Below are 12546 nucleotides of genomic sequence, written 5' to 3'. Positions count from 1 at the left end.
TAACTCAGGGAATAATCATGAACATTATTGATGCAGCGTCCTCTCGTTACTCAACCAAAGCGTTCGACGCGACGAAAAAAATCAGCGCAGAGGATATCGCTAAAGTCAAAGATCTGCTGCGCCTTAGCCCGTCCAGCACTAACTCCCAGCCGTGGCATTTTATTCTCGCCAGCAGCGATGAAGCGAAAGCACGCATCGCCAAAGCCACCTCCGGCTTCTATGTGTTTAACGAGCGTAAAGTTCTGGACGCTTCCCACGTCGTCGTTTTCTGTGCAAAAACGGCCATCGACGAAACTCATCTGCAAACGCTGCTGGAAAAAGAGCATGCCGACGGGCGTTTCGCCAGCCAGCAGGCAATGGAAGGTCAGCACAAAGGTCGCTCTTACTTCGTGAATATGCACCGCTTTGATTTGAAAGACGCGCAGCACTGGATGGAGAAACAGGTCTATCTGAACGTCGGCAATTTCCTGCTGGGCGTCTCCACGCTGAATATCGACGCGGTGCCGATTGAAGGCTTTGACGCACGCATCCTGGATGAGGAGTTTGGCCTGCGCGAGAAGGGCTATACCAGCCTTGTGATCGTGCCAGTCGGCTACCGCAGCGTGGAAGATTTCAACGCCGGACTGCCGAAATCCCGCCTGGCCATGAGCGAGATCCTGACCGAAATTTAATTCTGTCTACGGATGACGCGAACCGCAGGTCAAAAAGCGAGGCGTCGTCCGGTAAACCAGCGCTATTCAGGACGGGTCACGCAAAAGCAAAAAGCCCGCTTAAGTTTCCTTAAGCGGGCTTTTCTAATTTGGCTCCTCTGACTGGACTCGAACCAGTGACATACGGATTAACAGTCCGCCGTTCTACCGACTGAACTACAGAGGAATCGTGTGAACGGGGCGCATGTTAGCGAGGTGCGCGGAGGTTGTCAAAGCCTGATTTGAACAATTGCGTTCAACTGCTGTTAATTGCAGCAACCTACCGCGCTTACCGGTTTTTTCTGATGAAAATACTGGATGATGCTCAGCGGAAAGGCGGCTCGTTAAAGGTGCGCAGTTTACGTGAGTGCAGGCGCTCGCCTTCGGCGCGCAGCAGGTCGATGGCGCAAATACCGATCTGTAAATGCTCGGAAATCGCCCCCTCGTAAAAGCGGTTTGCCTGACCCGGTAGCTTAATCTCGCCGTGCAGCGGCTTATCCGAAACGCATAACAAGGTGCCGTACGGGACGCGGAAGCGATAGCCCTGGGCTGCAATGGTTGCGCTTTCCATATCGATGGCGACGGCGCGGCTGAGGTTAAAGCGCAGCGCTGACGCCGAATAGCGCAGCTCCCAGTTGCGATCGTCGGTGGTGACGACGGTACCCGTACGCAGCCGCTGCTTAACTTCCTCACCCGGCATGCCGCTGACCAGCTTGGTTGCATCGTAGAGCGCACGCTGCACCTCGGCGATGCTTGGGATTGGGATATCCGGAGGCAGTACGGCATCCAGTACGTGATCGTCGCGTAAATAGGCGTGGGCCAGCACATAGTCGCCAATCGTCTGGCTCTCGCGCAGGCCGCCACAGTGGCCAATCATCAGCCATGCGTCCGGGCGCAGTACGGCCAGGTGGTCGCAGATGGTTTTCGCGTTCGACGGGCCAACGCCGATGTTAATCAGCGTGATCCCCGTACCTTTGGCATCAATGAGGTGCCAGGCCGGCATCTGGTGCTTCTTCCACGCCAGATCTGAAATGGCTTCTTCAGGAGCCTCCGAATCCGCCGTCAGCCATACGCCACCGGCACAGGAAAGCGCCACATAGGGACTTTCAGGATCGAGGATTTGCTGGCAGCCCCAGCGCACAAACTCATCCACGTAGCGGGTGTAGTTGGTAAACAGCACGAACGACTGGAAGTGCTCAACCGGTGTGCCCGTGTAATGGCGCAGGCGAGCAAGAGAGAAATCCACACGGCGGGCATCAAAATGGGAGAGCGGGTAAAACTCCGTCGGATGGAACAGGCCGTCGGCCGTTTCATCGCCAATTTGTGCCAGCTCGGTCGTTGGGAAGTGACGGGTTAAATCCGCGCTCATCGAGCGGTCCAGCGACAGGCTGGAGCCATCAATCACGTACGGATAAGGGATTTCATGCTGTGATGGGCCAACTTCAATATGCGCGCCGTAATCTTCATGCAGCAGGGTGAGCTGCTCGAAAAGATAAGGGCGGAAAAGCGAGGGGCGGGTGATGGTGGTGGTGTAGCTACCAGAATGGGTAAAGCGCGCGTAGGCCCTGGTTTTATTTGGTTTGTTCGTTGTGCCATTCCAGCTAACCCGCAGTTCCGGGTAGACAAACAGGCCAGCCGTGCGGGCAATTGGGTCGGGGAGGGTACCTACTCGCGTGTAGGTATCGATGGCCTCACGCAGCGCGCTTACCGCTTCATCAAAAAGGGATTCAAGTTTATCGAGAGCCTGCTCGGGCGTCAGCCCGTAGTGTGTAGCGTCATTGTTCATTATTTCTCCTTCTTCCGGGCATGCCGGGTGGACGCGGGTCCAGTCAGTATGTCATGGCCGCGCCAGAACGGAAGAGGGATGTAGCAGGAATGTGAAAACTTAAACAGCGACACGGCCGCCCACTTTTCTGTCGCAGATGGGGCGAGGCTGTGCCATCAATTGTTTGCCGTCAGAACGCTGGCAACATCTTCACCGGAGGGTTTCTGGTAAATACGCAGAAAGAAATAGTGGGTAATGGGGATCAAAAACTCCACAATTTCGGCCTGTATTGTCTCATGTTCTATCCAGCTTACTTTCGAGGTGAAGCAATAGATTTCAACCGGTAGCCCTTCCGAGCATGGCGCGCCCTGGCGGACCATGATGGTCATATCCTGACGAATATCGGGACGAGATTTCAGGTAGTTTGTGACAAATTCTCTGAAGATTGTCAGGTTACTTATCAGCACTTTTGTCTCATCAAACTCAAAGAAATCCAGAGTGGTTAAATTTGACAGCGTATTCAGTGATGCGGCTATCTCCTTATCCACAAATCTTAAGCTTTGCTGATCGATAAATATCGAGCGCTTGATCCTTCTGCCACCGGAGGAGAACATGGGCTGCCAGTTCGTGAAATGTTCAGTGATGAACGTCTTGGTTGGCACGCTGGAAACGGTATTATCCCAGTTCTGTACGGTAGTCGTATGCAGAGCCAGATCCGTCACGATACCATCGATATTCAGGTGCGGGATCTCAACCCAGTCTCCCAGACGAATGGCGTTAGAAGAAGAGACCTGCAAGTTGGCGACTAAAGAGATCAAGGTATGCTGAAATAAAAACAAAATAATGGCAGCGGCCGCGCCCAGGCTGGACAAAATGATAAACGGTGATTTATCGGCCAGGGACGCGACAATTAAGACCAGCGAGCTTGAAAAGACAACTATTTTTGCCAGCTGCATATAACCTTTAATGGAGAGGTTACTGGTGCGCGCCCGTAGTGAATAATTGCTATAAACCGTATCGAGGAAGTTCAATATAAACCAGGCCACCGTGGCGATGAGCAGGCTGGTGTTCACCGGTACCATCACTTTCATCACTGCAGTTGGCACATAGGGTAAGTAATTCGTCAGTATCAGGGCAGTGAGTAGCCCTGCAATCAGCGCGATTTTATTGTAAACCCGTGTCTTCTTATTGATGTCATCGCTGTGGCAGCTTGCACAACCTATGAGCTTCCTGACGATGAGCCGGGAGATGAAAAATTTGAATATTATGAAAACCAGCGCTCCGCCGCAGAATATTCCGGCAATAGAAAGGGACTCTGCAAGACTCATATTGTGGCTGAACCATTCATCGAACATAGCTTTCATTCTCCGGGGAAGTGCTTCTTTTTAATCACCGTCGTTTTGGCTCAGGCTAGCGTAAACCATCACACCGTGTGGGAGACTGGACAGTTAATCATCAATGTGCACAGTAGCCAATTCTGTTGTTTTACCATGAGGGTGACCGTCAAATATAAAAAGTTATTAATTCACACGCCAGTGGTCTAATGTTCTGTGAATGGTTATTATTTGAATTAAAAGTGTATCTATTATATCGCATGATTGGTTTATTTTATTTTTCGGAAATATTTTTTTAAAAAACCAGTAGTTGCTAGCCTTTGCCTGCAAATAATTATGAATGAGATAATTTATAGGGTAAGTAATACTTGCTGTAATTATTATGGTGCTGCTTAAAAAAACGCTCTTCCTGAATGCCAGTCATCATCACTGTGTTTGAATAATTTTAATATTTCGATTTTGCTTTTTAATGCAATTAATTTGTGCGTGTGGCTATTTAACTCTAGTGTTTCTGTAATAAATGGTAAGGATGTTTCCTGCAGTCATTGCATCAAACATATCTAAATTATCTGACAAATAGGACGAAAGGAATGCCGATGTTTAAATCCCTGATGGCATCGCTGATTTTATTCAGCGTGTCGAATGTTTCCCTGGCCGCAGATATTACCGAACGCGGCTATGATGATGTGGTTTTCAAAGACAGTGGTCTGACATCAAATCAAACGGACTACCTGAAAATCCCTAAAGACTGGGCGCATGCCTATGGTTCAGATTCAAAGACGATAACCCATCTGGACAGCAATCTGGCGGAGCTTGTGCGGCTGCGTGTGGGGCAGATCGATAACTGTAACTATTGCGTGATCCTGCATACCAAACAGACGGTCAAAATGGGTATTCCAGCCGCTAAGGTATCCAGTCTGTCAACCTGGCAACAGAGCAATTTATTTACTGATAAAGAAAAAGCAGCGCTGGCTTTTGCTGAATCAGTTTCCTCTTTAAATCATGATACCTCCCGGACAGCTTACAAAAATCTGCTTAAAGCCGATTTTAGCAAGCCGGAAATTGAAGAGTTAACGAACGTCGTCATTCTGATGGATATCTGGGCCAGGATTTTTATGGTGCAGGGAAAAGTATCTGAAGCGCCAGGTAAATAAACAGACCATTTCTTACGTAGTCGCACTCACTACGCCCTGTGCACAGCATGGGAAATCTGAGTGCAGTAATTATTCTATTTTCACTACTGTCATGGAGCGTTTCGATGAGGAAGTATGTATTAAGTGCCGTTTTTCTTTCTGTCTCATTTGCCGTTGCGGCTAAAGATATCACCGGTGGTGTGTATGTCGCGACGAACAACGCAGAAGAAAATTCAATCATCGGTTATACCCAGTATTCCGATGGGACGCTGTCAAAAATCGGCGAGTTTAAAACGGGTGGCAAGGGGACAGGGCTGGTCGAACTGTTTGGCCTGCCTTACGATCCGAAATCAGGCCATACCTTCAAAGATGGTATTGATCCTTTAGCTTCCGCCTATGGCCTATGGCGTTCGGCAGATAAAAAAAACGTTCTGGTGGTGAACGCTGGCGATGGTACTGTCACCTCGCTACATGTTCAGGACGATCTCTCGCTTAAAGTCGTCAATAAAGTGGCCGCCGGTGATGTCAAACCTACCGGAATTGCCTCTTATAAAAATTACGTTTATGTCGTCAGTATGGGCCAAAACGCCGATGACCCAGCCGAAGGCAATATCAAAGGCTATACCATTGATGAAAATGGTTCCTTAAAAGCAATGCCAGATTCAGTACGCACATTGTCTGGCCGTCCGGCAAGCGTTGAAGTTACCCCTGATGGAAAATTCCTGATTGTTGTTGAAATTACTACAGGCCTGGTTCGTTCTTATGCAATTGGCGACGACGGCGCATTGTCAGCAAAACCGGTATCAATGATTTACTCGCCGCAGGCCAATAAAAATCGCTTCTTTGCCCTGCCGATTGGCACAAAAATCGTCAAGGGTGAAAACGGGAACGCCACGCTGCTGGTGACGGAAACGCGCTTTATTGACAGCGGTCGTAATTTCTATAATTCAACGGCGGAGCAAAAGAAGAAATATCCATTCCTGCAGCGTTTCCAGGGGCAAACGGGCTCCGTGACCTCCTATAATATTGACACCGCTGGCAAGCTGACAATGGTCTCCCCGGATGTTCTGGCGGGGAAAGGTATCTGGGGTGGGGAGCAGGCAGTATGTTGGGTCACCGCGTCTGAGGACGGTAAGTTTGCCTGGACGACCAACCCGTTGACCTCAAGTATCTCAACCTACAGCGTCAACAACGACGGCAGTATCAAGCTTAAAAAAGAGATCGTTTATCAGGATGCCAAATTTAACGAGTATTTCCTCGATATGGATCTCAGTGCCGACGGCAACTATGTCAACACCATCAGCGGCAACACCGGGAAAACCTTCGTCTTTAAAATCGACAAGCAGAACGGCGACTTGACCAAGGTCGGTGAGTACCCAGGCAGCGCACTGGTTCACTCATATGGCCTGGTGACCGTGCCTTACCAAAAATGATGAGCTAACAGAGCGGATATTCGTTCCGAAAAACCACCGGCATGCCGGTGGTTTTTTCTTTCTTTGTGGTAAGCAGGCGAAAATCAATGGATTGATTTTCCTTGTTATTTATTCGGTGAGATCGTTGCGAAACGCATTCGCTTCAGCTTTGTCATCAGTCTGGCCACCGGCATGCCGGTGGTTTTTTTTTGTAAAAAAAAGAGCAGCAAAGAGCTTAACTTCCCTTTTACTCCCGCTTTTAATTAAGCCATGCTTAATTATATTGTTAATGATGGCTTAAAAGTTTCGCAGATTATAATGGATATTTATAAATAGTTTCGTTCGCTTATTAGTCCGTTATTGGATGATTAATATATTTGTTTAATAAATTATACTAGTGACGTAAGTCACAAAAAAAATCGTAAATCTCTGGAAAAGGTTTAAAAATAAATTTAGTCAATTTTGTTTTTATTTGGGATATTTGCCTTGAACCCCACTGTTGATGCGGCTTAAGGCTGGTGTCAGAATTTGATGCAGAATCGCCATGGATAATCAATTCGGTTTTGTCCTGTTTACGGGCAGTGTCAGGAAGTGTAAAAATAAATGGCCTGCCGTTATATCTACATTTTGGGCAATTCTGGCAGGGACTCAATAACACATTCAGGAGATAAATAGGTTATGGCAGATTCATTTCAGTCCGAAATACCAAAGGCCCGCGTTAACATAAAATTAGACCTGGTGACGGGAGGCGCGCAGAAGAAAGTTGAGCTGCCATTGAAATTGCTGAGCGTAGGTGATTTCAGTAATGGTAAGGCGGAAGGAACCCTTTCTGAACGTGAAAAAATCAACATAAACAAGAACAATTTCAATAGCGTACTTGCTGATCTCTCTCCCGAAGTTAACCTCACCGTCAAAAACACCCTCGCCGGTGACGGCACGGAGGAAAATATCCGACTGGCGTTTCAGGATATGAAAGATTTTGAACCAGAACAGGTTGCCCGCCAAATTCCCCAGCTGAAAGCCATGCTTGCCATGCGTAATCTTCTGCGCGATCTCAAATCCAACCTTCTCGATAATGTGACTTTCCGGAAAGAGCTGGAAAAGATATTAAAGGACCCGACGCTCTCAGATGAGCTGCGCAATGAACTGAACGCGCTCGCCCCTGCCCAGCAATAATTACTGGAAATATTAACGGAATACTAACGAGAAAAATGCTTATGTCAGTCAATAACGAATCCCAGTCTCAGGCCAGTGGCGCAACCGTTGAAAAAACATTGCCGCAGGGCGGGGTGTACGCTTCTCTGTTTGATAAAATCAATTTAACGCCCGTCTCTGAAATTAGCGATATTAACGGTTTTCAGGATAATGCCTTTATGGCAGAAACCTCAGCCGATGCACGCGTGACCGCCGCCGTAAAAGTCTTTATGCAGTGCCTGCAAAAGTCCGGACAGAAAGTTGAGAAGCTGGATAAAACCATTCTTGACCACCATATTGCCGAGCTGGATTTTCAGATAAGCCGTCAGCTCGACGAAGTGATGCATCATGATGAGTTCCAGCGCGTCGAAGGCGTCTGGCGCGGTCTGAAGTCACTGGTCGACAAAACTGATTTCCGCCAGAACGTGAAGCTGGAGCTGCTGGATCTCTCCAAAGACGAGCTGCGTCAGGATTTCGAAGATTCACCGGAAATTATCCAGAGTGGCTTATACCGTCAGACTTACATCGCAGAATACGACACCCCTGGCGGTGAGCCTGTTGCTGCGGTCATTTCAGCGTATGAGTTTGATGCCTCTGCCCAGGACGTGGCGCTGATGCGTAACATCTCCAAAGTCTCCGCGGCGGCCCATATGCCGTTTATCGGATCGGCCGGGCCTAAGTTCTTCCTGAAAGACAGCATGGAAGAAGTGGCGGCTATCAAAGACATTGGCAACTACTTCGACCGCGCCGAGTACATCAAGTGGAAGAGCTTCCGCGATACCGACGACTCCCGCTACATTGGCCTGGTGATGCCGCGCGTGCTGGGCCGCCTGCCGTATGGCCCGGATACCGTGCCGGTGCGCAGCTTCAACTACGTTGAAGAGGTGAAAGGCCCGGAACACGATAAATATCTGTGGACCAACGCGTCATTTGCCTTTGCCGCCAACATGGTAAAAAGCTTCATCAACAACGGCTGGTGCGTGCAAATCCGTGGCCCGCAGGCGGGCGGCGCGGTGAAAGACCTGCCGATCCACCTCTACGACCTGGGCACCGGCAATCAGGTGAAAATCCCGTCTGAGGTGATGATCCCGGAAACCCGCGAGTTTGAGTTCGCCAACCTCGGCTTCATCCCACTGTCGTATTACAAAAACCGCGATTACGCGTGCTTCTTCTCTGCAAACTCTACCCAGAAACCGGCTCTGTATGACACCGCAGATGCCACGGCGAACAGCCGCATCAACGCGCGCCTGCCGTACATCTTCCTGCTGTCGCGCATTGCGCATTACCTGAAGCTGATTCAGCGCGAAAACATCGGTACGACCAAAGATCGTCGTCTGCTGGAGCTTGAGCTGAACACCTGGGTGCGCGGTCTGGTCACCGAAATGACCGATCCGGGCGATGAGCTGCAGGCCTCCCACCCGCTGCGCGATGCGAAAGTTACCGTTGAAGACATCGAAGACAACCCTGGCTTCTTCCGCGTGAAACTGTACGCCATCCCGCACTTCCAGGTAGAAGGCATGGACGTCAACCTGTCACTGGTTTCCCAGATGCCGAAGGCGAAAGCATAACTAAGGCAGGAAGCCGATGAAAACGGAACAACCGTTATGGGGCAGGGGGATCATGGTCTCGCCCCAGCACTTCCAGCAACAGGCCGCGTATGCGGCCTGGTCTGCCGAATGTATTGCCCGAATGGGGCTTACCCATCCCTGGGGCGTGCTGGCGTCCGGGTTTGAAATCGACGCGCTGAAGTTGGGCCGTTTGCAGGCCCGGCGTCTACACGTCCGTTTTCAGGACGGTACGCTCATTGATACTGACAATGCGGATGCGCTACCGCCGGTATTATCCCTTGGCGGGGAGTCTCATGAAACGGTAGTCGTGCTCGCATTGCCGCTGTTGCGTGCCAACGGCGGCAATTGCCTGAAGCCGGATGAACAGGCAGAGCGGCCCGTTCGCTATCGCCAGCAGTGGCACGATGTGCGTAACCAGTTCGGTGATGATAACCGTCAGATTGCGGTCATGCAGCCGGAGCTAACGCTACGTTTTGCGCACCAGAATAACAGCGATTATCTGACCTGTCCGATCGCTCGTTTGCAGCAGGACTCACAGGGCGTGTGGACGCTGGATGATACTTTCCTGCCGCCGTTGCTGATGGTGCAGAGTAGCCGCTGGTTAATGACCCAGCTCGACCAGCTGATGACTCAACTGCGCGCCCGACTGACCCGTTTGATGGCCATGCGTCGTGAAAGTAATGAGCGGATGGCAGATTTTGCCGTCGCAGATGTCTCGTTGTTCTGGTTACTCAATGCCCTGAACAGCGCGGAGCCGGTACTCGGTCAGTTTCTGCGTTATCCGCAGAGCCCGGTTGAGCGCCTGTATCCGGAGCTTGCCAGGCTGGCAGGCAGTCTGCTGACGTTCTCCCTTGAACACCAGGTTAGCGCCATTCCTGCCTGGCAACATGAGCAGCTCAATGAGGTGTTCCCACCGCTATTCGATTTACTTAGCGATCTGCTGGAAGCCAGCCTGCCGTCAAGAGTGGTTGCGGTCGAACTGACGCACGATTCACGTCTGCATCGTTGGCATGCTCGTCTGCATGACCCGCGCTTGCGTGAAGGAGCGGACTATTACCTTTCTGTCCGTTCTCCATTACCGGTTGCCCAGCTGCAGGAACAATTCCCCCTGCAATGCAAAGTCGGCAGTCAGGATCATGTCGCCAGCATCGTGAATTCTTCCCAGCGTGGTGTACCGCTGAAACCCCTGCGCCACGTCCCCGCAGCAATACCACTGCGTCTGGAAAACCAGTATTTCTCACTCGACCTGTCGCATCAGGTCGCCACGGAGATGCTGGCCAGCGGCAGCTGTGTGTTTTATGTCCCAGGTATGCTGGGCGAACCTCAACTTGAACTCTTTGCGGTACTGAGAACATGAGACAGAAAGACACCTGTGATATTGATGCGCTGCTGCAGAACACCTGGTTACAGGTCATCAGCCTGCGGCATGGGCCGAACTTTAAAGACGGGGAAGGGCGCGTGCTGTGGGAGCGCTGTGTCGCCGATGTTGAGCACGTCCAGCAAACATTGAAAGCAGCAGGAATGGACGAAGCCAGTTGTAAGAACATCCTGTACGCCCAGTGTTCATTACTGGATGAGGCCGTTAAAGGCCGCGGTGTAGAAGATGATGCCTGCGTGCAGTGGTACAACGTTCCGCTGCAAGGACATTTCCTCGGCACCCTGGATGCGGGGGATGAGCTTTGCAACCGGATGCGTGACGTCCTGCGCGAACCAGCACCAGACACAGCGGTTTTGACGTGCTTTCATCGTGTGATGCTGCTGGGTTTTCTTGGCGGCTACTCCTCGCTGAGCGATCCCGCGCGGGAAAAGTTAGTTAAAGCGCTCGGTGAGCAGGTTGCGCCGTTCAGCTTCCCACAGGAGGAACCGATTCTTGCCGGTGCCAGTACGAGCCGCGGGATGGGAGGCTGGTTTGCCTCCTGGCCTGTCAGGATTGGTATTAGCCTGATTGTGCTGGTCGCACTGTGGTGGGGGTTAAGCCAATGGCTTGACCAGATGGTCACGACGCTGTTGCCTGGGGCGATAAAATGAGTCCTGCACAAAGGCGCTTACTGGCACTGTGGGCGGCGGGGCTGGCAGGCATTGTTTGCCTGGGATTTTTACCGGTTTCTCCGCTGGCGGCAATATTGTTAATGCTGATGGTCTGGGTATTCATCTGCACTGTCTGGTATGTCACCAGCCGCCGCCGTGAATCTCAGACCGGCGTGTGCCTCGAGAATCTCCCTGAAGCCAGCTATCGCCAACCGGTGGTGCTGGTCTGTGGTGATATGCCACAGGCATGGCCCGAGCAGACGCCAGTCCTGACGGTGAGCCAGGGCTGCTGGATCCGGGTGGCCGAACATCAGGATGTAGAGCAGGTGGCTCAGCAGCTGTTGTGGCTGCGCCCGGACTGGGGGCGTCAGCTGTCAGTCATGGTCACCGTCTGCCCTCAGCTGCACGTTGAGAACGACAAACTAACCAGCCGTCTGCTGGCGCTGCGCTGGCAAATCAGTCAGCTACGTCGTGATACTGGCCACAGCATTCCGCTGGTTCTGAATGGGCTGGTGGGCAGCGCGATGACCAGTGACACGCTCTGGCAGGCCGTTATTCCGCAAGAAGGCGTCAGCGTCTGGCGGGAGTTTTCGGCTCCCTGCTCCATTGCTTCATGGGTCAGCACCGGCGGTGCTATGGCTTTGCAGCAGCAGGTGCTCATGAACAACCTGATGGCCTGGTTCCGTCACCACGTCAAAGCGGTATTCATGGATGAAAATCCGGATATACCGCCGCTGCTGCCAACGGCGGAGCTATGGGGCATGGTTCCCACCTTGAGCGGCGTACAAGTCCCTTCCGTCTGGACGGACTGGCTGACCCATCACACAGCTTTGCGCAATGTGGCCGGTTGGCAGCCCTCAGAAGCAGGCAGTTCATCGATAACTCAGCTACCAGACTTTGTGCTGCCGCTGTTGCCGGAAGGTCATGGGCTGACGCCGCGTCAGCGGGCATGGCGCTGTGGGCTGACGATTTTCACCCTCGCAGCCATTGCTGCCCTGTGCAGCAGCGGCTGGAACAATCGCCAGCTACTCCACCGTCTGAGCTTTGACATTCAGCACTATGACCGTATTCCAATGGCTGACTACGCTCCGAAAGCGGATGCGGTGAAGGTCTTACGCGAAGATGCGGCCCAGCTGGATCGCTGGGCACGCAACGGCGAACCCCTGCGCATGAGTCTGGGTTTGTATCAGGGTGAGCATCTGCGCATGGCTGTTCTGGATGCCATACGCTCTTACGTGCCACCGCCGCCGCCCCCACCACCGCCTGCTCCCAGGGCAGCACCCAAAATCATCCGTCTCGACAGTATGTCGCTGTTCGATTCCGGCAAGGCAGAGCTGAAAACCGGCTCCACCAAAATGCTGGTGAATTCGCTGGTTGGCATTAAGGCCAAACCGGGCTGGCTGATTGTGGTGGCCGGACATAC

10 protein-coding genes and 1 tRNA gene are annotated in these 12546 nt (G+C 51.9%); 8 read left to right on the top strand and 3 right to left on the bottom strand.

The genetic code is table 11. From position 1 onward, the window contains the following. Nucleotides 1-17: 17 nt before the first annotated feature. Nucleotides 18-671 (top strand): oxygen-insensitive NAD(P)H nitroreductase, encoded by a 654-nt coding sequence (gene nfsB / locus HYQ67_RS14555; RefSeq protein ID WP_202304500.1) that lies wholly within the window; start codon nt 18-20, stop codon nt 669-671. A 129-nt stretch (nt 672-800) separates the two neighbouring features. On the opposite strand, the gene HYQ67_RS14550 is transcribed toward nfsB, so the two are convergent. The 3 genes from HYQ67_RS14550 to HYQ67_RS14540 all read right to left on the bottom strand — a co-directional run bounded on the left by HYQ67_RS14550 (nt 801) and on the right by HYQ67_RS14540 (nt 3809). Beyond that, nucleotides 801-876 (bottom strand) — tRNA-Asn (locus HYQ67_RS14550). A gap of 138 nt (nt 877-1014) precedes the next feature. After that, on the bottom strand, nt 1015-2475 hold the full coding sequence (locus HYQ67_RS14545; RefSeq protein WP_202304498.1) for an AMP nucleosidase: 1461 nt from the start codon (nt 2473-2475) through the stop codon (nt 1015-1017). 155 nt (nt 2476-2630) lie between these two features. Next, on the bottom strand, nt 2631-3809 hold the full coding sequence (locus HYQ67_RS14540) for a mechanosensitive ion channel family protein (RefSeq protein WP_202304496.1): 1179 nt from the start codon (nt 3807-3809) through the stop codon (nt 2631-2633). A 575-nt stretch (nt 3810-4384) separates the two neighbouring features. Here HYQ67_RS14540 and HYQ67_RS14535 point away from each other — a divergent pair. From HYQ67_RS14535 to HYQ67_RS14505, 7 genes are all read left to right on the top strand, one after another. Further along, nucleotides 4385-4942 carry a carboxymuconolactone decarboxylase family protein gene (locus tag HYQ67_RS14535; RefSeq protein WP_202304494.1) on the top strand — a complete coding sequence of 186 codons (558 nt, stop codon included), beginning with the start codon at nt 4385-4387 and terminating at the stop codon, nt 4940-4942. 104 nt (nt 4943-5046) lie between these two features. Next, on the top strand, nt 5047-6354 hold the full coding sequence (locus tag HYQ67_RS14530; RefSeq protein ID WP_202304492.1) for a lactonase family protein: 1308 nt from the start codon (nt 5047-5049) through the stop codon (nt 6352-6354). A gap of 657 nt (nt 6355-7011) precedes the next feature. Beyond that, a complete protein-coding gene (gene tssB, locus HYQ67_RS14525) occupies nt 7012-7509 on the top strand; it encodes a type VI secretion system contractile sheath small subunit (protein ID WP_202304490.1) in 498 nt (165 codons plus the stop codon). 35 nt (nt 7510-7544) lie between these two features. Next, nucleotides 7545-9095: a type VI secretion system contractile sheath large subunit gene (tssC, locus tag HYQ67_RS14520; RefSeq protein ID WP_202304482.1), complete on the top strand. Its 1551-nt coding sequence runs from the start codon at nt 7545-7547 to the stop codon at nt 9093-9095. Nucleotides 9096-9111: 16 nt separating this feature from the next. Continuing rightward, entirely contained in the window at nt 9112-10452 is a 1341-nt protein-coding gene (gene tssK, locus HYQ67_RS14515) for a type VI secretion system baseplate subunit TssK (RefSeq protein ID WP_202304473.1), read from the top strand. Next, nucleotides 10449-11123 (top strand): type VI secretion system protein TssL, short form, encoded by a 675-nt coding sequence (tssL, locus tag HYQ67_RS14510; protein ID WP_202304465.1) that lies wholly within the window; start codon nt 10449-10451, stop codon nt 11121-11123. The genes tssK and tssL overlap by 4 nt, the downstream gene beginning before the upstream one ends. Then, nucleotides 11120-12546 (top strand): OmpA family protein (locus tag HYQ67_RS14505; RefSeq protein WP_202304455.1); only part of this gene is annotated, 1427 nt, incomplete at its 3' end. The genes tssL and HYQ67_RS14505, both read left to right, overlap by 4 nt.

The sequence above is a fragment of the Dryocola clanedunensis subsp. sulfonylureivorans genome (assembly GCF_016756775.1).
GTDB classification, from domain to species: Bacteria; Pseudomonadota; Gammaproteobacteria; order Enterobacterales; family Enterobacteriaceae; genus Dryocola; species Dryocola clanedunensis.
This window is presented reverse-complemented; position numbering and strand designations above follow the sequence as displayed.